This window comes from Microbulbifer maximicatervae (SeqCode), from assembly GCF_052467695.1.
This window is the reverse complement of the sequence record NZ_CP174320.1, coordinates 3463941-3485952: the sequence shown is the minus strand read 5'-3', so window position 1 is coordinate 3485952 and position 22012 is coordinate 3463941. Positions and strand designations below refer to the sequence as shown.

At 47.3% G+C, this 22012-nt stretch carries 16 protein-coding genes; 6 read left to right on the top strand and 10 right to left on the bottom strand.

Annotation, left to right across the window (positions count from 1 at the left end; translation table 11 throughout):
• Positions 1-15: 15 nt before the first annotated feature.
• From ACJJI8_RS15410 to ACJJI8_RS15395, 4 genes are all read right to left on the bottom strand, one after another.
• On the bottom strand, positions 16-1242 hold the full coding sequence (locus ACJJI8_RS15410; protein WP_444932901.1) for a phytanoyl-CoA dioxygenase family protein: 1227 nt from the start codon (positions 1240-1242) through the stop codon (positions 16-18).
• Between the two features lie 67 nt (positions 1243-1309).
• Positions 1310-3316, bottom strand: a complete 2007-nt coding sequence (locus ACJJI8_RS15405; protein ID WP_444932900.1) for an alkyl/aryl-sulfatase — start codon at positions 3314-3316, stop codon at positions 1310-1312.
• Between the two features lie 175 nt (positions 3317-3491).
• The gene (locus ACJJI8_RS15400) at positions 3492-4646 is read right to left on the bottom strand and encodes an acyl-CoA dehydrogenase family protein (protein WP_413665396.1); all 1155 of its coding nucleotides are present in this window, start codon (positions 4644-4646) and stop codon (positions 3492-3494) included.
• Positions 4647-4900: 254 nt separating this feature from the next.
• Entirely contained in the window at positions 4901-5410 is a 510-nt protein-coding gene (locus ACJJI8_RS15395) for an Lrp/AsnC ligand binding domain-containing protein (protein ID WP_108732847.1), read from the bottom strand.
• A gap of 141 nt (positions 5411-5551) precedes the next feature.
• On the opposite strand from ACJJI8_RS15395, the gene putA reads away from it, so the two are divergent.
• The 4 genes from putA (at position 5552) to ACJJI8_RS15375 (ending at position 13269) form a co-directional block, all read left to right on the top strand.
• Positions 5552-8698, top strand: a complete 3147-nt coding sequence (gene putA / locus ACJJI8_RS15390) for a bifunctional proline dehydrogenase/L-glutamate gamma-semialdehyde dehydrogenase PutA (RefSeq protein WP_444932899.1) — start codon at positions 5552-5554, stop codon at positions 8696-8698.
• Positions 8699-8952: 254 nt separating this feature from the next.
• Positions 8953-9342 carry a hypothetical protein gene (locus ACJJI8_RS15385; RefSeq protein WP_444932898.1) on the top strand — a complete coding sequence of 130 codons (390 nt, stop codon included), beginning with the start codon at positions 8953-8955 and terminating at the stop codon, positions 9340-9342.
• Positions 9343-9897: 555 nt separating this feature from the next.
• Positions 9898-11877 (top strand): alkyl/aryl-sulfatase, encoded by a 1980-nt coding sequence (locus ACJJI8_RS15380; protein ID WP_444932897.1) that lies wholly within the window; start codon positions 9898-9900, stop codon positions 11875-11877.
• Between the two features lie 711 nt (positions 11878-12588).
• Positions 12589-13269 carry a hypothetical protein gene (locus tag ACJJI8_RS15375; protein WP_444932896.1) on the top strand — a complete coding sequence of 227 codons (681 nt, stop codon included), beginning with the start codon at positions 12589-12591 and terminating at the stop codon, positions 13267-13269.
• Between the two features lie 448 nt (positions 13270-13717).
• Here ACJJI8_RS15375 and ACJJI8_RS15370 read toward each other — a convergent pair whose 3' ends face one another.
• Positions 13718-14293 (bottom strand): TetR/AcrR family transcriptional regulator, encoded by a 576-nt coding sequence (locus ACJJI8_RS15370; RefSeq protein ID WP_444932895.1) that lies wholly within the window; start codon positions 14291-14293, stop codon positions 13718-13720.
• Positions 14294-14440: 147 nt separating this feature from the next.
• Between ACJJI8_RS15370 and ACJJI8_RS15365 the strand changes: the two genes are divergently transcribed.
• Positions 14441-14989, top strand: a complete 549-nt coding sequence (locus ACJJI8_RS15365) for a hypothetical protein (protein WP_444932894.1) — start codon at positions 14441-14443, stop codon at positions 14987-14989.
• A gap of 594 nt (positions 14990-15583) precedes the next feature.
• On the opposite strand, the gene ACJJI8_RS15360 is transcribed toward ACJJI8_RS15365, so the two are convergent.
• Both ACJJI8_RS15360 and ACJJI8_RS15355 read right to left on the bottom strand, forming a co-directional pair.
• Entirely contained in the window at positions 15584-15985 is a 402-nt protein-coding gene (locus ACJJI8_RS15360) for a hypothetical protein (protein ID WP_444932893.1), read from the bottom strand.
• A 401-nt stretch (positions 15986-16386) separates the two neighbouring features.
• Positions 16387-17525, bottom strand: a protein-coding gene (locus ACJJI8_RS15355) for an IS3 family transposase (protein ID WP_444932892.1) whose coding sequence is annotated in 2 segments (ribosomal slippage) — positions 16387-17276 and positions 17276-17525 — 1140 coding nt in all. Because the reading frame shifts where the segments join, the coding sequence is not laid out codon by codon here.
• A gap of 600 nt (positions 17526-18125) precedes the next feature.
• On the opposite strand from ACJJI8_RS15355, the gene ACJJI8_RS15350 reads away from it, so the two are divergent.
• The gene (locus ACJJI8_RS15350) at positions 18126-19067 is read left to right on the top strand and encodes an IS110 family RNA-guided transposase (RefSeq protein ID WP_444932891.1); all 942 of its coding nucleotides are present in this window, start codon (positions 18126-18128) and stop codon (positions 19065-19067) included.
• A 28-nt stretch (positions 19068-19095) separates the two neighbouring features.
• On the opposite strand, the gene ACJJI8_RS15345 is transcribed toward ACJJI8_RS15350, so the two are convergent.
• From ACJJI8_RS15345 to ltrA, 3 genes are all read right to left on the bottom strand, one after another.
• Entirely contained in the window at positions 19096-19395 is a 300-nt protein-coding gene (locus ACJJI8_RS15345) for a hypothetical protein (RefSeq protein WP_444932890.1), read from the bottom strand.
• A gap of 529 nt (positions 19396-19924) precedes the next feature.
• On the bottom strand, positions 19925-20254 hold the full coding sequence (locus tag ACJJI8_RS15340) for an antibiotic biosynthesis monooxygenase family protein (RefSeq protein WP_444932889.1): 330 nt from the start codon (positions 20252-20254) through the stop codon (positions 19925-19927).
• Positions 20255-20298: 44 nt separating this feature from the next.
• Positions 20299-21591 carry a group II intron reverse transcriptase/maturase gene (gene ltrA / locus ACJJI8_RS15335; protein WP_444935171.1) on the bottom strand — a complete coding sequence of 431 codons (1293 nt, stop codon included), beginning with the start codon at positions 21589-21591 and terminating at the stop codon, positions 20299-20301.
• Positions 21592-22012 lie beyond the last annotated feature (421 nt).

Genomic DNA, 22012 nt, shown 5'->3' with positions numbered 1-22012 from the left:
AATGACTACCCCCCACTAGTTTCGCATTATTTTGTTGTACCCATACGAATCACCACCATATATCTGAAATGAACTAACCTCTGGCAACTCAAACTCAACCATACCTTCAGCACTAGGAAATCTATCTTTACCAGAAGGGGAAACCTTTACATGAGTTGTGGTACACCTCCCAAGAAAGGAGAACCGGCAGTCAATTTTTGTTATGTTCGGGTAAGATGCATGCATATTTAAGGCAGAAAAAATAAGACATTCTCCCGCCTTCATTTCAACATCAAGAACCTCGAAATTTTCAAAAAAATCCTCCCCTAAAATCTCCACAGCTGTGAAAAACACCAAGGCACTCTTTGCAAATATAGAGCCATAGAAGCCGATTTTTGCCATAAAGTATAAATGAGGAAGTGAAAGCGGAAGCTGCGACAGATAGAAGTATCTATTGGTTTGCATATATTCATATAGGTAACTAATTCTCGCATCCGAAAACGATCCAGGAAGTAAAAGTAAGCAGCCATTTTCACGAGCAGCATCAGTTAGAGCCACCCACGCATTCAGCTGAACTATCGCTGGGTCTGCATCTAACGCTGGTTGAAGCTTGGCATATTTACCTGTCTCACGGAAAGTTGCATTTTGATGCCAGGCAGTGGGGCCAGTTCCCGGCATCTTATGGAAAAATTGACTTCGCCAACAAATAACTTCGTTGCCAAGTAGACTAGCTAAACGGTGCGATATTTTAGGCTTTCTTAGAAGCTCTCGAAATGAAGGGGGACTTAGTGCCTGATAGGCTCCAGCATCTTCTATCGGCCAGTCCCCATGCCTAATTCCGATATCACGAACCTTATTCCCGAGAAAACTAATTCCGTGGAAACTTTTATCATATTCATCAAGGGCAAGCCCCTTCAGCTTGACAGCCTCACCCTCTGAAACAACAGAAAATGGGACCAAAAAGCCATTTTTTTTGAAGAAATCCAATTCACCCTGTTTAAGGAAGTTGCTCTCCCCCTCCTCATTTATTTCATCAGGCTGTGGGAGTCTAAGAGCCAAGTTCTTCAGGGCATCCAGATCTGAAAAGAATTTCCTTTTCTTCCGCACTTTCCATGGGGTAATCAAGAGGCGATAGATAACAAAACCTATGATTGCCAAATATATATGTAACCTCTGAAACCAAGAAATAGTGAAATCGGCACTATCCTCCAAAGTACCTATCCCTTTCAACATCTCAGATAGAGTACTTCCCTTATTTGCCATTCACTTCACCCTATTCCTATGGATCAATACTTTTTCGCAATCCGCTTACTTCTGAGTCAACCCGATCTTAGAAATCCTTTGGCACCATCTTATCCATCGGTTCAGGCGTAACCAGGTTCCACCAGAAATCAAACCGGTCCATTAAAGAAAGTAATATCTTCAACTCTCCCGCATCGCCCTCAATTTTGATTTTCCCATCCTCCATCTTCTCCTGGATAGATGCACTACCCAAGATGATATCATTGAGATCTGAGCGGTTTATCTGCACACTGCTTCCTGGATTCTCAACTGGGGGGCCATAGTTCAACACCGCATTCTCAAGCACAAGCGCATACTTTTCTTTTACGTCCGGCATATTGATATTGATGGAGAGCTTTTTGCCAGTTGCCTTTGGGCCGTTGAGTCGAATTCCCAGATAATCAAAAATCAAACCAGCCGGCATACTGCGAATAGTGTCCGGGCTCGCAGTCAGAGGGACAGGGTATCTCTGGATACCATCCCGCAACTCCCTGGCACCACTTAAGAAAAAATTTCTCCAGGTGCCATTCTCCTGCTGATAACCCAATTGCTCTAACGCATCTGCCAATAGGTCTCTTGCTGCACGATTATTAGGCTCTGCGGAAACCAATTTATCGAGCACCTCCGCAACCCAGCGGTACTCTCCTGCCTCATAGTCTTTCTTTGCTTGCTTGATAATATTGGCGGCCCCGCCCATATACTCGACGTACTTTATTCCCGCGGCCGTCGGTGGCATTGGATACAGGCGAGCGGGATTGCCATCAAAAAACCCTAAATAATAATTCCATACCGCACGGGTATCGTGATTTACACTGCCGTAATAGCCGCGATTGGCCCAATATTGTGAGAGCTCTGGAGGCAACTCCATCAGCTCAGCCGTTTGAACCATGTTGTACCCGTGATTGGCTAATCGTAGGGTTTGATCGTTGAGGTACTTGTATAGGTCTCGCTGCTTTTTCAGATGATTCACCACATTCTCTGGTCCCCAGGTTGGCCAATGATGGGGTGCAAACAGAACTTCGGCTTTTCCACCCCAGCGCTGCACGGTTTCATTGAGGTAGCGAGACCAGTCACGAGCATTTCGGACCTTTGCTCCCCGCAAGGTGTAAAGGTTATGTAAGGTGTGGGTTGCATTCTCAGCAGCGGTTACGGCTTTGAGTTGAGGAATATAGAAGTGCATTTCTGCCGGCGCTTCAGAGCCCGGCGCCAAGAGAAACTCAAAGATAAGTCCATCCAGTTCCAAAGTTTGCCCGGTCTCAACAATGGAGTCTGTCGGTTCTATCAGTGTGATGGTGCCAGTGGAGGTTTCAAGACCGAGGCCAGACCCTAAGGTACCTTTGGGATCTTTAGGGATCAGGTTCCCGTACATAAAACTGGCACGACGCGCCATATGATTTCCTGCAAAGACATTTTCACTAACAGCTTCAATCAGGAAATCTTGTGGGGCTATTACCTTAACCTTGCCGGACTTTACATCTTCTTCATCGATAACACCGCGAACACCCCCATAGTGGTCAACGTGACTGTGGGTGTAGATCACAGCAACGACAGGCTTGTTTCCGCGATGCTGCCGATAGAGGTTCAACGCTGCTTCAGCCGTCTCGGCAGAAATCAGCGGGTCCATAACAATGACCCCGGTATCGCCCTCAATAAAAGTTATATTGGAGAGGTCCGCACTGCGAACCTGGTAGATTCGCGGTATCACCTCATAGAGACCTCCCTCCGAAATTAATTGCAGTTGCCTCCACAGACTGGGGTTGGCACTGTCAGGAGCCTCTTTATCGCGAGCAAATTGAAATTGCTCCAAGTTCCATACCGTATCGCCTTTGCTGTTTTTAATAACACCATTATTTGGTAGAGGAGCAATAAACCCCCGCTTTACATCCTCAAAGTCCTTCCGATTTGCAAAGGGGAGCTCTTTCAGTACAGCCTGGTTTGATTTCATTGTGACGACACTGGCGGGATTGGGTTCTTGCGCCATGACACTTACGATCGTTAGCGAACAGGCAAGGAATACTAGGAACAGCGAAAACAGCGGCAGCTTGTTAACGTTCATCAGTTGTTTCCTTTCCATGATTCGCAAAGCGATGCGGCAGAGCCCCTTGTAGAGGATAGGTAGGAAACTATTAAGCGGGCGGGTATTTATGCCGGTATCAGAAGAATATCTGACAAATTTAGGGGAAAGAAACAAAAAAGCCGGCGAAGAGCGCCGGCTTTTTTGTCATTAAATATTATCTGACATCCAGTAAATGCCTGGCAATAATCAGGCGCTGGATCTCACTGGTACCTTCGTAGATTGTAGTGATTCTCACATCCCGACTCATACGTTCGAGTGGATATTCACGGGTATAGCCCACACCACCGTGCATTTGCAGAGCTAAATAACATGCCTCGTTAGCCTTCTCACTGGCGAACAGTTTGCCCATTGAAGCGGCAGGGCCAAACGGCATTCCGGCATCTTTCTGCCAAGCGGCTTGCAGCAATAGGAGTCGCGCACCTTCCATCTCAGTATATTTATCGGCAAGCTGCCATTGCAGCCCCTGGAACTCCGCCAGTTTTTTACCAAACTGCTCCCGCTCATGCAGATAGGCCCGGGCACAATCCAAAGCTTCAAAGCCGATACCCAGCGCCAGGGAGCCAATACCGATTCGGCCTCCAGCGAGCTCGCCTGCAGCAATGCGAAAGCCGCGATTTTCTTCACCTAAAAGATGGGAGGCAGGAATACGGCAATTGTCGAAAGAAACCTCATTGGTAACAGAGGCTTTCTGTCCCATTTTTTCTTCGGCCTTGCCAATCACCAGGCCAGGTGTGCCAGCTTCAACCAGGAAGCAGGAAATACCTTTGCCTTTAGGCGCGGAAGAATCTGTCACCGCCCAAACAACAAAAATACCGGCAAATTCGGCGCTACTAATAAAGAGCTTACTGCCATTGAGAACGTATTCATCACCCTGCTTTTCCGCGCGGGTGCGCATAGAGGCCGCATCCGAACCGGAACCGGGCTCGGTGAGACAGAAAGAACCCGCAGGGTATTCTCCACTACAGATTTTGGGGAGGTATTTTTGGCGCTGCTCTTCCGAACCTACCGCCTGAATAACCTCTGCCACCATATTGGTTACGGACGTGGTCGTTGCAACAGAGGCACAGCCCCGCGCCAGCTCGGCGATCGCCAGGGAGAATGCGACAGTACCAGCACCAGTACCGCCGTAATTGGGATCAATATTGATTCCCATAAAGCCCAGCTCTGCCAATTGCTTGAGCTTCTCCAACAAGAGCTCTCTATTACCGGTCTTGTCGAGTTCGGCAGCAATGGGTTTCAGTTCACTGTCAGCAAATTGCTTTGCCGCATCCTGAATCATCTGCTGTTCTTCGCTCAGTGAAAAATCCATACAGTACCTACTTATAGTTATTACGGACAAATCACACGGCACCCACCTTGGTACCGCATCGCTATGCCGAGCATAATAAAAACCGCGCCGACAATGGTTGCCAATTCCATCTGTTCATCCATGAAATCAGCAATCAATCCCTATGATTGAGGCCTGAGGAGAGAATTCAGATTCCTACCCAGGTTCATAAAAAAGCCAACCAGCAAAATCGCTACAGTTCTTTCACTCCGCACAGGATATTTGACTGCGCTCAATTAGCGCCGCGAACCTTTCACACTGGGTTCTGGGTCCGGTACCGCTACAGCGGTATCAGTCTTCACTTCCTCCATTACCACATAGGTGTGGGTTTCCCGTACTCCCGGTACGGATGCCAGCTTTTCACCGAGGAAGCGACGATAACCCAGCATATCCTTAATACGAATTTTCACCAGGTAATCAAAACCACCGGCAACCATATGGCACTCCTGGACCTCCTCCAGTCCAGCCACATGCTCATTAAAGGCTTCCAATGCTTCAGTTGCCGTATTGTTCAGGGTCACCTGGATATAGACCACCAGGCCCGCATGAACTTTGAGCGGGTCGAGTAGCGCTACATAGTCGCGAATAAATCCTTCCCTTTCGAGCCGCTTGACTCGCTCCAGGCAAGGGGTGGGACTAAGGTTAACCCGGCGCGCCAATTCCACATTCGGCAAGCGGCCGTGACGTTGCAGAATTCGCAGTATTTGGCGATCAATACGATCAAGATCTTCCAACTGTCGAGACATTACAAAATACCCTACTGGTAATCACGCAATTAGGCGTGATATTTAACCACAACTCGCAACATTATGGCGATTAATTCTAACGATTTTCGCACATAATCCGGTTTTTTATTCTGACCCTAGATATAGAGCTTGGGAGACGATATGTCGACAAACTTCGCCGGAGACCTCCAGAATGCCCGAGACCGGGCACGCGAGTATTTGCACGCCGACGAAAACCTCTGCGTGAGCGAGCTGCTGGCTGCGCCACGCCCCAGCGACGAGATGCGCAAGAAAATTCTGAACACCTCGCGCGCACTGGTTCATCATTCGCGACAGCAGCGCAGCAAGCGCGGAACGCTGGACGCTTTCCTTCAGCAATTCGGCCTTTCCAATAAGGAAGGGGTTGCATTGATGTGTCTGGCGGAGTCCCTGCTCCGGGTACCAGACGCCGATACTGCCGACAAACTAATCGCCGAGAAAGTGCATTCCGGCAACTGGTCCAGCCATCGTGGCCAGTCCGACTCCCTGTTTGTGAACGCCTCAACCTGGGGCCTGATGCTCACCGGCAGCGTGGTGGAGCTGGACCCAGATATCACCGAGCGTCCCTCCCACTGGATGAAACGCCTGGTTAGCCGTATCGGCGAGCCCATGGTGCGCACCTCCATGATGCAGGCCATGAAAATTATGGGTGGCCAGTACGTGCTCGGCCGCACCATCAAGGAAGCCCTGAAACGCGGCCCCAAAGAAAACCTCCCGGGCACCCGCTTTTCCTTCGACATGCTGGGCGAAGGCGCCCGCACCATGGCCGATGCCCACCGCTACTTCGATGCCTATATGATGGCTATCGAAGAGATCGGCAAAGACAACACCCAGCGGGATGTGGTTGAGGCCAACGGTATTTCCATCAAGCTTTCCGCCCTGCACCCCCGCTACAGTGTGCTGCAGCGGGATCGCGTAATGGACGAATTGCTGCCCCAGGTGAAGCGTCTTTGTGTCGCCGCAGCCCAATACGATATGGGCCTGAATATCGATGCAGAAGAGGCAGACCGCCTGGATATCTCGCTGGATATCTTCGAGGCCCTCGCCCGCGACCCCGAAATTAAAGACTGGCAAGGATTGGGCTTTGTACTGCAGGCCTACCAAAAGCGCGCCCCCCATGTCGCCGACTGGCTGATTGCCCTGGGCCGCGATACCGGCCGCAAACTGATGGTGCGCCTGGTTAAAGGCGCTTACTGGGATAGTGAAATCAAACACTCCCAGCAGATGGGCCTGCCGGACTACCCGGTGTACACGCGCAAATGCCACACCGATCTGTCATATCAGGTCTGTGCGAAAAAACTGTTGGAAGCTGGCGATGCAATCTATTCGCAATTTGCCACCCACAACGCCTACACCGTCGGGCTGATTCTTGAGTTAGCCAATGGCCGCACCGACTTTGAATTCCAGCGCCTGCACGGCATGGGCCACTTGCTGTACGCACAAATTGAAGCGGTACACGGCAAGCGTGTGCCCGTGCGCGTCTACGCACCCGTGGGGGCACATCGTGACTTACTGCCCTACCTGGTTCGTCGCCTGCTGGAAAACGGGGCTAATAGCTCCTTTGTTAACCGCTTTATGGACGAGGCAACGCCGGTTGAAGCCCTGGTCCAGGATACCCTGGAACAAAGCGAAGCCTGCAACCCCTACCGTCACCCGCAAATTCCTGTTCCGGAGAATATTTATATGGGCGCAGAAGCCCTGCCACGGAAAAACTCACACGGCATCGAACTGACTGATCCACTCTCCGTTGATCCCCTGCTGAAAGAGCTTGAACAGCAACGCGAAAAGCACTTCCTCGGTGGCCCTATCGTCAACGGCACCATGGGCGAAGCGGAAGAACCGGTTTACAACCCGGCAACCGGCGAAAAAATTGGACACACCGCGAATACTGATAAGCACCTGATTGAGCAGGCCTATGCCTCCGCCACTGAGGCGCAGATCGACTGGGATCGCCAGGGCGGAAAACACCGCGCGGATATTCTCGACAGAATTGCTGATCTCTACGAAGATAAAGCCAATGAACTGGCTGCAATTATTTGCATTGAAGCGGGCCGCACCCTAAATGATGGCATTAGTGAAGTGCGCGAAGCTATCGACTTCTGCCGCTACTACGCCAACGGCGCACGCCAGCATTTCAGTGAGCCCACCGAGCTACCAGGCCCTACCGGTGAACAAAATCAGCTGTATTTGAGTGGCCGTGGCACCCTCGTGTGCATCAGCCCTTGGAACTTCCCCCTGGCAATCTTTACCGGTCAGGTAGTTGCCGCACTCGCCGCCGGTAATGCCGTACTGGCCAAGCCCGCAGAGCAAACCCCCATCATCGCTGCACACGCCGTGCGCTTGATGCTCGATGCGGGCGTGCCGCCAAAAGTACTGCACTTGATTACCGGTACCGGTGCCGCAGTGGGCAAACTGCTGATCGAAGATCCCCGCCTGGGCGGTGTAGCCTTTACCGGCTCCACCGAAACCGCACGTCTGATCAACCAGCAGCTGGCAGCGAAAGAAGGCCCGATCGTACCGCTGATCGCCGAAACCGGCGGCCAGAATGTCATGGTCGTAGACTCCACTGCCCTGCCCGAGCAGGTGGTAGACGATGTAATTCAATCCGCCTTCCTCAGTGCCGGTCAGCGCTGTTCCGCTCTGCGTATCCTGTGTGTACAGGATGTCATCGCCGATAACCTGTTGAATATGCTGAAAGGCGCGTGTGAAGAACTGACCCTCGGCGATCCCGGTAAACTGGATACCGATATCGGTCCGGTTATCGACGAAAAAGCCCTCGGCATGCTGGAATCCCATCGCGAGCGCATGGCTAAAGAAGCCAAGCTGCTATTTGCATTTGAGGAAGCAAAGAAGCCCAGCAATGGCACCTTCTTCGGCCCGCAGGTAGTAGAGATTGAAGATTTCTCCGTGCTCAAGCGCGAGACTTTCGGACCTTTCCTGCATGTAGTTCGCTTCAAGGCAGACGAGCTGGAAGACGTAATCCGCCGCATTAATGCCACCGGCTACGGCCTTACCTTCGGACTGCATTCCCGCATCGAAGGCCGCGCCCACGCGGTATTCAAGCGTATCAACGTCGGCAACTGCTATGTAAACCGCGATATGGTTGGTGCAGTAGTAGGTGTTAACCCCTTCGGCGGCCACGGCCTATCCGGCACCGGCCCCAAAGCCGGTGGCCCGCACTACCTATTCCGCTTCGCCAGCGAAAAAACCAAAACTATTAACACTGTTGCCACCGGCGGTAACACTGCACTGTTTACATTGGGGCAATAAGCTCCCATAAAACAACGAGAGAGCGGGCTTTTAGCCCGCTTTTTTGTGGAGAAACATTTCGCTAACCACCCACAAAGTACCAACTCCAAGCTTCCCTTCCCCGTAAATTTTTCAGCCCCTGTAAAATAATCGGATGAATCAAAGCAATTACTTCAATTTCAACCGCAGCCTTTTGCAGCAACAAGCCATGTATTTTCTTTAACAGCCCCACATAAGGTATAGTTGGCCAACCCTATAAAAATAGAATGGATTCAATGAAAAATACAATAGCTGGAATAATAATAGGCTTAGTCGCCGGATACTTAGGCCCATTAATTACAGAATATTCTGCAGCCATCGCTATACCCGAAGCTTTCAGAGCACTCCTTTCAGATGGAGGGGCTGTCCTTTGGGAAATTTTTGTTGTCCATTTACTAGGATATGGACTAATTGTTTTCACACTCATTTTCTTAGCATCTAGGCTGATAAAACTGCATCCATGGGCAACTGCAGCAATTGCCATTATCGCCTGCGAAGCCACTCTGTATTTTTTCCACACCAGTGAATACACACTTTACGTACCTCATATCGTAGCTCTGGCATTTTGTGCATTCTTAAGCGCAACGCTCGCCAGGAAGAGCGCAAATATATCACCTGCTGTTTAATTACTTCTCGAGTTAAGATTAATAGAAGTTAAAGAATTTTTGATCGGCGACCTGCTCAAACCCCAATAGATGGTGTCTTATTTTTAAAATAGAATTTGATAAATAAGACACCCTATTTTGAATGGCCAGCTTGGTACTAGTACCAACAGAAAAAAGCTAATAATAAATTTACCTTTACGACCATTCACTACCATAGAAACCTTCCTAAACCTGCTAAATATAAAATCCCTAAGGGCATATAAAAACAGATCAGATTAAACTATCAGCTACGACAATCCAGCGTCTTCGATTCAAGAACCACAAACTCTTCACTCATCACAGTGCCGACAATCGTGACTGTATTGGTAGAAAATACAAAGCCCAATGACAAAACTGGTTAACCAGTGGGTAACATCAAACTGTTTCCCTTGTAGAAAGACTTTTACGCCGCCAAAGGGATAGTTCTTGTCTTGACGCGCCACCGCAGGTGGGAGAAGCTAAGGCCACTCTGGGCAATAAAAACCCTGTCCCAGTATAAAAATGAAGTTTCATGTACACCGATTTTGGGGAGTCTCAATGCGCTCGCTGATACTGATGTGGTTGCTGTCCTTCTTTTTGATTGCCTGTGGTAGTGAACCAAAAACTCACACAGAAAATTTAAATACCGAGATCAAACCCGCCTCCAAGGCAACTATTTCCCACAATAGATCCCTGGCAAAACAACTCCCCTTCGGCGATGAAACTGATTTTCTGCTGGCTAAACGAGGCTTTATTGAATCTATTCCCGGCGCCCAAGTGAAAAATACCGAAGGTCGGGAAGTCTATGGCCTATCCCAGATGCAATTTTTACAAGGCACCCCTCCTGATACCGTCAACCCCAGCCTTTGGCGTCAGGCCCAGCTCAACGTCCTGAATAACGGCCTGTTCAAAGTGGTAGATGGTATCTATCAGGTGCGCTCGCTGGATCTGGCCAATATGACTCTGGTGCAGGGTGAAAACGGCTGGATTGTTATCGACCCTCTCACTTCTGCGGAGACTGCAGCCGCAGCACTTGCACTGGCCAACAAGGCACTAGGAGAGCAACCGGTAAGTGCCGTTATTTTTACCCATAGCCACGCAGACCATTTCGCCGGTATAACTGGAGTTCTGACTAAAGAACAGCTCGCGAGCGGTTCTATCGACATTATTGCACCAGAGGGTTTTGCTGAGGAGGCGATTAGCGAGAATGTGCGCACCGGGAATGTGATGCAGCGCCGTGCGTTATACCAATTTGGAAATTTGCTGCCCTCCAGTCCGGAGGGTTTTGTCTCATCCGGCTTAGGCAACCGGGTATCAGATGGTGAGCACGGAATAGCTACACCAACAATAGAGATTACTGAAACCGGTGCAGAGATGACAGTTGATGGAGTGGACATCGTCTTCATTAACACACCCGGGGCCGAAGCACCCGCAGAGATTGTGTTTTTCTTCCCTCAATTTAACGCACTCTGCATGAGTGAGATCGCCAACCATACACTGCATAATATTTACACTCTGCGTGGTGCGAAAACCCGCGATGCCAAGGCCTGGAGTCGCTATATTGAGTACGCCATGGAGAAATTTGGCGATAAGACCGAGGTGGTTTTCAGCAGCCACCACTGGCCCACCTGGGGCAAAGATGAAGCAATGGATTACCTGGCTAAGCAGAGGGATCTTTATAAGTACATCCACGACCAAACCCTGCGCCTAGCTAACCACGGTTACGATATGGTCGAAGTCGCAGAGCGCCTTGAGCTGCCCGAGAACCTCTCTCAGGCTTGGGCCAATCGAGGATACTACGGCACTGTCAATGTTGGAGCCAAGGCAGTTTACAATCGCTATCTGGGTTATTTCGATGGCAACCCAGCAAACCTCCACCCTATTCCTCAGGAAGAAGCTGCAGAGCACTACATCGACTACATGGGCGGGGGAGAAGCCATTATGGCTCGGGCCCGACAGGATTTTGCCCAGGGCAATTATCGCTGGGTAGCCATGGTGCTAAAGCACTTGGTTTTCGCTGAACCTGAGAACGAGCAAGCCCGTTATCTATTGGCTGATAGCTTGGAGCAACTCGGCTACCAGGCAGAATCTGGTATCTGGCGCAACTTTTATCTCTCCGGAGCCAAGGAATTACGCCATGGTATTGAATACCGTGAAGAAATACTGCCCGATGAAGAAATAGTAGCGCGAGTCCCTCTCCAGCTGCTTTTCGACGCGATGGCGGTGCGCCTTAATGGTGAGAAAGCGGCAGATGCAGATATCCGCTTAAATATCGATATGACTGACACTGGAGAAAAGTACTTAGTCGTAGTACAAAATGGGGTGCTGCACGGCTACCCAGGCCGACACAGTAGCGAGCCCTCTGCCAGCCTCGCTCTGAACAGTACCGACTTACGTATGATGTTTAGCGGGTTAGTAGGCGCCCCTACTCTAATCAAAGATGGTAGACTCAAGGTGAGCGGAAATCCTTTGGCACTAATAAAATTTGGGCGGTTATTTGATAAATTTGATCGTAATTTTAGCCTTGTAACACCTTGAAGAAGTTAAGCGCCCAGCGTGTAAAATTCTAACTAACCACAAACTGTAATACGCCTGATAACAGCAGATATCTGACCCATACCAACCCAAACAATACAGAGCCTTTTGGGCTCTGTATGTTTACAAGGCTAAATTCTCCCTACCCAAGAAAGTCATACTACCGATTGATAGAATGTGCCCCGCATAGCACGTGAACCCATCTGCCAAACTAACTACCCATTCGTCTATTTCAAACCTGCATCAGCATTCAATAACTGTTCAACCAAATTGAAAATCATGACACACAGAATGCAAAGTTCTGCAGGAAACTTCTTAGATAGATTAATTTACAAGAGCCTCTAAAACAGCCTCTGCAGTGATTAAGATAATCTCGGCACATAATAAGATTACTCACCACCCCACTCCGCCCTAAAAGCCAACCTGCTATAAACCACGCATAAAAACCTATAACCGCAGAATCACAACCTAAGCCAACCATATATTAAATCCAACTTAAAAACCCTCAATTTACTCACAATAGAAATAGACAACACGCACAAATCAAACCTATTACTATTTATTGATATTACGCACCAAACAACAAATACGTAATAGTTCTTCTAGCCGTCAACATCGAAAATTACAAAATCTTACAACGGCTTGATTGGCTCACATAAAATATTTACTGTCCACACCGCATTATTAAATCGTATTGGACAATGGAAATGGACAATGGAAGATATAATGGAACTTTCGGTAGCAACAAAGATTGCTGCAACAGATACGACAGTCAGGGACTTTAAGTCTTATCGATCATTTCGCACCAAAATCCTTGCAGCAACAAGGATTGAAGATGGTCTTGCGGTAGATTCAAAATACTACGATGAGTTGCTAACTTCCTCCGGGGCATTAAATGTCTGGTCGTTGTATATGCTTCAATCACTTGAATGCATGATTGAAGCGTCTCAGACTGCACTTGAATCTCTTGATCAACTCAAGGAGAGTCTTTCAGAAATTCTAAGGCTTGATGCGGATTCTCTTTTAATAAAGATACGCGCCAATACAGAGGTCGATGAAACATTGGCGACAGCTCTTAAAGAGGGATTAAAAAAGTATGACACAACGGAGAAATGGCTCTTAACTCTTCGACAAGCACTTGTAAGCAGAATAGAAATTAGTGAAGAAGGAAAGCGCCTAGTTGAGGCTATTCAGGAAGGTCGACCACCGGAAAGACCACAGCTGTTTCCCGTCTTAACCTACCTTCACGACGACTCTCTTGCTTTGATTTTTTGTTTGCTTGGCGGCCTCACAATGAAGGCAATCTGCGTTGTTACTCTACTAATTACCCTCGCACCGCACAGCCCTAGCGAACCACCGCCGCCCCCTCCACCGCCACCTCCTCCTGAGGACTAGGCTAGGTAGCCGCTCTCAATATTCATTGAGTTTTTCGGTCGGTATGCAGTCGTGAGTCAGCAAATAGCCAAATCGTATAAGTTGTCACCACTAACAAGGACGGCCGAAATAAAGTATTGGCCGTCCACCCCATCTCAATATCTATACTTCATGTTATGAGATAGCATATGCAACCTGCCTTGCTCATCGCAATCCTATTGCTTTATCCGCAACAACATAAACTTAACCTGTTGACTACCCCAAAAGGAGGCAAAAAAATAGGTGCTTGCAATTATTGTCAGCTGCATCACAAAAAATAGCTTACCGAAAATAGACCTACCACCTCTATTCCCGGTAAAAACTACCAAATGTTTTACTCTTGGTTACCTTACTCCCCAAAACACACCCCACCGAAAAGACTCACTGACTTCATTGCCCTGACCATAGGAATGGAGCGATAACATCAAAGTTAATTACTTTTAGATACAGTTAAAACGAGGGAAATGTATTCCTCGACCATTCTTTCCGGCTCAATGGTTTCAGGTGTAAAAGCTGCGCGAAACAAAGCAATCGCGGGCGATAATTCAGTAAGAATATCTAGATGAGGGTGATCTTCGCCGATTATTCGGGCAATCGTACTTCGTAAATGCTCGATGCTAAACCCGTCCTTAACAGCCTGTTCAATGCCTTCATCGGCACGCATCGCCGCAACGAGGCCCGGCACCAAACCCGGCTTCTCTAACGCACTGATATATCTGGGTAATACCAGCGCTCTTAAATCGGCCAGTGGGTCATCCGTTGCCAACGCCTCATCGGCCGGCATATTACGGATGGCTTCTGCTATTAGCGCTTCCTTTGTAGGCCAGCGACGATAGATCGCACCTGTGCCAGAGCCCGCACGATCGGCCACATCCTGAATACGGAAACGATCAAAACCCATTTCAAGTAACTGTGTGGCTGCTGCCTTGAGGATAGCCTCTGTACGACCAGAATCGCGTTTACGCCCCCGGGTGTTATCAGCGCGCCTATTTGTCTTTTCACTCATCCGCAGAATGCTAACAGAGCGGGTTTCCACAGTAAATCCGATTTCCGGAAATAGCCAGTTCCGACGCAATAATAGAAATGTTGACTTCCGGAATTACAGATTCCATAATTCACAGCATCCTTAAACAGACCAACCTGGAGAAGCCCAGTGACCATGGAATTAACCCTAAACTCAAGTACAAAAATAGAATTCGGATTCGGAAAACTCGTATCTGGAAAGGAACAGCAGGTGTTTGCCGAATACTTTCCCTCCGTAAGGCCTGCGATGGAGGACTATGGACTTCAGTCCTTACGTCCATTTGCCATAATCGCTACAAACCACCCCGGACCAATACCGACTCAAGGTTCATTCACACGCGCCTCTTCCATTGAGAATTATCAAGCTTTCCACAACGATCCTCGTTTTCTGGCAGCAAAGCATGTGCGTGATGAAGGAATGGAATTTCTGACTGGTGGCAGCTTTTTTGATACGACAGATGCCGTCATTAGGCTTTCAGGAGAGCAGGACTATGCTGTTGTTATTGCTGAAAACAACCCCATAATGACAACTCCCGTATTTCAACTAGCGGCCAATGACAGCAGTCCCAATGCCCAGTATATTGGCAAGAAACTCTCCCTTCATCCTTGGAGTGAAAACGCAGAACAATTACTTGCAGGTTCAGAAACTATTGTATTTCGCATTCGATTTTTAGCTTAAAGAAAAAAGAGCGAGAGTGGTAAGTTATCGTGCGGTCATTTCAGAATTTCATTTTAGCCGCATAACGCTCATTCTTGACTAATATTGGTTGGTGCCAAATTTAAGCACAACCCAAAATGTTGACTAAGATACCTCTACTAAAGTAGATGCATGAATAACTTATTCCGCTCGCTTTCTCTGTAAAAATTCAAATTTCTTAGAGACATACTACTCCAGCAATAGTTATCCAAGGAGTATCGCAATGATTTGGGACGCCTAGGATCTAAATTTCGGACTGTAACATCTTGCTCACTTATACTTGAGGAATAATACTGTTTTATTTCATTCTTGGATTAAAGATAATAGGCCTATAGAAAACAAATTAATCAAACCCCTAATCCAATCACTCATTGCTTATCTAAAATTCAGCAGATATCTTTAGAAGGACTAGAATTATCCCACCATATAAAAGTAGAGGATCTCAATATTGAGATTCCATTTTTGCAAAAACATCACTTTATAAGAGTTTTTCTACAGCTTGATCGTCCGGCTCAGGAGCTGTGTAGCAGCGGAAAGGCAGTCCCAGCGACCAACAGGAGCGATTGCTGCGGCTTGTTAACTGCTGAACTCCGGCAGTGTTGTAGATACATACAAAACGTCTGCTGACCAAGAACCACGCTCTTGGGTTGATAAATACACAGAACTATCTTGCCCCCTAAGCTCTAATATTTGATTCGAATTATCGTGGCTAATGAAATCTACTACGTTTCCGATCAGATCTCGCCACATACCCCACTCCGAGGCGTCAATTACATGATCAGGCTCATTTACGTTAAAGCGATGATCTTGGAAACCAACCGAATATTGAACAGGCTCATTGCACCATGAGAAATATCGCTTCAATCCATTATCAAATTCTAGAAATATCTCTCTATTTATTTCATGCCATTCAGGATGGTCATGTAGAGATAGTAGGTCTACTTCATAGAGTTCATATATGACCCGCTTCAATTTCATAGGGCAGTTAACTCTGCGAGCATAGGTGAAATACGCAGCGTTTTGTCCCATGCCATGCTTTGTTAACGCGTAAGTTCTCTGATGGTAAGCCGTTTCCATTTGCCTGTGAGTGCATAGGACTCTCCCTGGATCTGGTAGCTTATATTGCAAGGTAATTCGGACGGACCGTATATTGATGTAACATCTACGATAGGGCTAGATAAAACCACTGCCCCTGATTCCACCCTAATAACTTGAGGTTGGTACTGCCTAGTGAAGCTTCCTACCCCTTCCCCAACAACTAAATTGGACAGCTGAACTGGCCCCTCACTATGATTTCGGATATAGACTTCATTCACCGAGAGAATAGTGTTCGGGGATGAGAGGTACTTTGTTGTGGTCAACTCCAAGCGGACACTTCTTTAAGCACATTTCTCAAATTCGATAGGGGCTAGGTCTCCCAGTGTCGTATGTATTCTTCGTGAGTTGTAATAAGCAATATAGGCTCTTACATCTGCTACCGCATCCTCCCTTGTCGGATAAAGGTTTCCCGTTAACCACTCCCGCTTCAGGCTGCTGAAGAAACGTTCAGTCGGTGCGTTGTCCCAACAATTTCCCTTACGGCTCATTGAACACACCATCCCCTGCTGACTCAATAACATTTGGTAGGTATGGCTGGCATACTGACTGCCACGATCAGAGTGATGCAGGAGACCTTTTGGGGGCGTACGCAAATTGACAGCCATCATCAACGCACGAGTTACCAGGGCCGTTTCCATCTTGCGATCTAGATGCCAACCAACAATCCGGCGCGAATAGAGATCAATCACTACCGCCAAGTACAGCCAGCCCTGCGAAATCCAAATATATGTAATATCAGTCGTCCAAACTTGATTTTTAGCACTCGGTGAGAACTCCCTATTCAGAAGGTTCTCTGCGACAGGCAGGTGATGTTTACTGTCTGTCGTCAGTGTAAATCGCTTCTTGCGCTTTACTGCCAAGCCTAGCTTTTTCATGAGCTTGCGGACTCGATAGCGCCCGACTTCAAAGCCTTCTTTACGTAACAGCTTCATTAACCGACGACTTCCGAGACTCTGTCTAGATTCTGCAAATAGGGCCTTCAAACGATGGCATAGTTGCCATGTTTGAGCATCTATTGAGCTATTACCACGGCAACACCAATCGTAATAACTAGTCTTACTTACCTGCATTACCCGGCAGAGCACCCTAACAGGAAAGCTGCCTTGCTGTTTTTCAATAAAGCTGTACTTTATTTCATTTCTTTCGCAAAGAAGGCGCTGGCCTTTTTTAGGATTTCTTTCTCCATCCGCAACTGCTTATTTTCACGTCGTAATCGCTCTAATTCTGCGCGCTCGCCTACACCCAACCTCACACCGTCTTCTTCCTGCTTCAGTTCCTTTATCCAGCGTCGCAGGTTATTGGCTGTTGTTCCTACAGCCTCTGCTGCTTTAGAAATTGAATACCCTTGCTCAGAGACTAGCGCTACGGCGTCTTTCTTAAATTCCGGCTTGAAATGCCGACGTGTACCTTTTGTTGTCATACTTCACCTCGCTTGGTAGTTTTACCATCTTAGCGAAGTGTCCGGAAGGATTAGACCACTACACTTCTCTTGGCTCGGGGAAAGAGCATATGTATTTGGTAGACGCTCTTTACCCAGGGTGATGAATGCGTTAAAGCTGATGGTATTGTCTTCTGAGTATATAAGACACTGAAAATATTCACTATATTCCACGCCCGAAGAATCTACCACCTGACCGTTTGGTGTGCACCCATAAGCGAGCAACAGAAAGAAGATAATACTGAGGGATCTAACCACCAATCTCTCCATGATTGTTAACGCCGGCCACACAGGCGAGCGCTTTTAGCGAGTTCAGAAAAATGCGTTTTTTGCATTTAGCGATTGTGCTGGCCCTTGTATGGTTGTTCTTGATCGATTCTGATGTTGAAAATCCTTTTCGCTAACGGGTAAATTGAGACCCACCTTCGGCGGCCACCGAAGGCCTTGTTTATCACAGTTCGCTGCCTGGCCGGTTCGTAAAAGACCGATAACAAGTATGAACGCGATAAGCACTCACTAGGCATAACTCGGATAGTCATGTGGGCCTCGAGCCCGAATAGCAAGGCGGAGATAGCTTATCTTATGGAACCTCAAGAGATCAATGTCGGTATCGATACCAGCAGTAAACAACTCGATATTTATGTGAGACCTACTGGCCAATTCTTTAGTGTTGCCAATGATAAAAATGGCATTAAGAATGCCATTAAAAAATTACAACCTCTTAAACCTCAAAGAGTATTAATAGAGTCTACAGGAAGACTTGAATTAGAGTTTGTTTGCGCCGCTGATAAAGCAGGATTACCTGTTGTTGTTTGCAACCCTTCACAGATAAGAAGCTTCGCTAAATCCACAGGGCGCCTCGCCAAAACTGACAAGCTAGATGCAATAGATATTGCACATTTTGGTGAGGCCATGAAGCCAAGGCTGTCGGTGCTAAAGCCAGAAAAGCTTAGAGAGATCAGTGACTTACTGGCGGTAAGAAGTCAGTGTTTAGAGATGAGTACAATGCAAAAGAATCGGCTTCAGAGAATGCCGAAATCAGTACACAAACCTATACGGACCATTCTAAACACCATCAAGAAAGAGCTACAAGGTATCGACAAGCAACTAGATAAACTGGTTAACAGTGTGTCTGAGTGGCGGCAAAGGCGCGACTTATTGTTGAGTGCTAAAGGGGTCGGAAGTGTATTGGCTTATACGTTGATGAGTGAACTTCCCGAGCTAGGAAAATTGAACCGTAAAGAAATCGCTGCACTTGTCGGTATCGCCCCGATGAACCGTGATAGCGGCAGCTTCCAGGGAAAGAGATATATTCGGGGTGGAAGGCATCGTGTACGAACGGTTTTGTTTGTTTCCATCATGTCGGCCATACAGCATCATCCCAAACTAAAGCCGATGTACAAGCGATTAGTCGACGCTGGCAAACCTAAAAAGGTCGCTCTGGTTGCCTGCATGAGAAAGCAGATTACGATCCTGAATACAATGGTGAAAAACAACACCTACTGGGATGAAAGTATGGCTTAAAAACTTGACGAGCAACCATAGTCACTTGTTAACTGCGGTCATCTTCGAAAGCTTCCGCGTTGAGGGAATATGCAAGTTCAGAGCACATTGACATAGGAACCCCGCTGGTCAGTAGAACACCATTCTCCAGGCTTATATTGCCAACTTTATCCCCGCCTTCTAGATAGAAGGCTATGCCTTCACCAGAGAAAAGAACCTCCTCATTGGTAAAAGGGTTAGTTCCTTTCTTATCAGGAGCTTGCTCGAGGGCTTGATGACTGGAGACTACGCTACTCCATTGATCAAGCTGTATATCACCATCGCTTTTGATGATTTTGCCGAAGTCCATTTTCTCTCCTGGAAAGTTAACGCCGCCAACACGGGCCGAAATGGAGCAGCGAAGCTGCGGAATGTAGGTCCAGCCAGCTTTGCTGGCAATCGTGCTTGACTTTGTTAAGAGTTCGCATTTCCGAAGTACCCAATAGAAGCAATACTAATTACAAGGAATACAAAAATTACTATGAGCCAAACATATGGTCTGAACCAAAACCAATAATCCATGCGATTTCCAGTCAAATGAAGATACTTAAAGCCAAAAATATAAACAAGAGTGACGGCTGTTGCTAAGATTAAACTGGCTGGCAGAAACAGTACAACAGTGCCACTCCCACCTTTTGAGCTAAAGAAACCCAGAATAAATAGACCAAAATTCAGATAACCTAAGACCTTTACTACATGTAGAAATAACTCTTTATTAGTACTCATTGAATATCTATGTTTTGACTCTTAATGCCTACTAAAGCGGAAAAATATAGTTGGCTAAAATTTTGAACGGAGTGAAAACAGCCAACTGTATTTTTTTCCGCTTGAAGTTCTTGTTAGCTCCATGCTTTCACTTGATTAAAATGATTAAATATTTCTAGTGATGCAAACGAATCTAGGTACTCTTTATACTCAGGAGCTTTTTGAAGAATTTTAACTTGTTTAGCTGCTTCTTCAGCGAATTCAAGAGACTCCCAACGTACAAAATCCATGAAAACATTTTTACTTCGACTACTTTGATAAAATTCATAACTAATAAAACCTTCAAAGCCCATCACAAGCTTGCGAAATTTCTCAATAGCTGTATTTACATAAACACTATTCATTTCTGGCTTTACTGTGTACACAACCAACTCTACAATTTCATTCGGTTTTTCTAGATTCACAACACATCCTCTGATAATGGAGCTAATCGGGATAGGGAGGCACCTCACGATGCCCCTCCTCCCACACCACCAGGCATACGGGTCACGTACCATGGCGGTTCAACTCTTTTCCACTTTCTGTCTGCCAATTCCAGCAGCCCCAAGTTCCTAAAATATCTATTTGGTAGCACTCTGTAAAGAGCAGGACTTTTGCTTAGCCTCCATGGCCCATGCGCTGATTTGGCTGTGTTCCACGCTAAAACGCGATCAACTCCTAACCCCCTTAATCTGCGGTAACCGCTACGGCCCCACTGCTTCCATAGATAACATCGCAACTTCCGCCTTATCCACTTGTCCAGATCTTTCAGAGCGCTCAGTACTTCACTGATGTCAAAGTACGCTTTCCAACCAAGCAGGGACTTCTTTAACTCTTCTATGATCTGAGTAAACTTGCGGCCTCGTGTTCGGCGGGTGATCATTCTGATCTTTGCTTTCAATTTAATTAGCGATGATTCTGATACCTTTATTCGGGCATCTTTCTTCAATAATCTAAAACCTAGAAAGCTTCGCTTCCAGAAGTGATCCTCTGCACTCTTCTCAGTATTGACTGTAAGCTTCAGCTGACATTTGATGAAGTGCGTGAGGCTTGCTTTTATCCGTTCCGCAGACCGTCGGCTTCCCACCAGTATTTGGAAGTCGTCGGCATATCGTACAAAACTGAGCTGGCGCTTGTGCAGCTCCCAATCCAATTCATTGAGCACAATATTGGCTAGAAGCGGAGATAATGGCCCACCTTGCGGCACACCTTTGGTAGTGGCTAGTAACTTGCCATCAACGGCTGTCGGCGCTTTTAAATAGCGATTGATTAATCTCAGTACATCAGGCGGTATCCCGCTTTTCTTCAGTATTGACATGAGCCTGTCATGGTTCACTTCGTCAAAGAAGGATTTCAAGTCCATATCAATCGTCCAGCGGTTTCCTCGCCGTACAAAGTATTGAACTTGTTTAATCGCCTGATGCGCTGATCGATTTGGCCTAAAGCCAAAACTCAGCGCATGAAACTTCGGCTCCCATTGCTCGCTGAGTACCTGCGCAATAGCTTGTTGAATCAATCTATCCTGCACAGTGGGTATACCCAGTGGACGCTGGTCTCCATTGCCTTTGGGTATAAAGACTCGTTTCACCGGTTGAGGTCGGTAGCTACTATTTAGTACCTTTTGCCGGGTGTCAATCCACGTCTGCTTCAGGTGTTCCGGCAATTGCTTTACCGTCATACCATCGAGACCCGGCGCACCCTTGTTGCGAGAAACTTGCTGTAATGCCCGAAACAGATTATTCCTATCTAGAATTCGCTGCATTAAAAGAGAGGGAAAATTGGACAAGGTACGATTAAGTTTCCAGTTTGACGTTCACCCAGGAGAAAAAAATCCTGGTAACTAGGTTACTTGTCAGATGCAGTCATCAAACTCTGCGTTAATGATACTGTCCTGAATTGTTCAGGCCTTCAGTCGCACGAGCTCTACCTACTATGCCTTCTGCTGACTTCTATAGACCGGTCAAAACCAATCTCTCAGTTTTCAGTTAATCCATTAACAGCCTATAGACCTCCCAGGGTAAGACATTTAACTTTCTTCATGTAGATGCTGGATTTATAAAACGCAGGCCAGTTGTAGATGGAGAGCTTCATGGTCACGTGCCCACTGGCTCCGCCTACGTCACACCTCATATCCAGTTTTTGTACATCACCCCGTGAATTTGCGTTGGGCTTCCTCCAGCCAA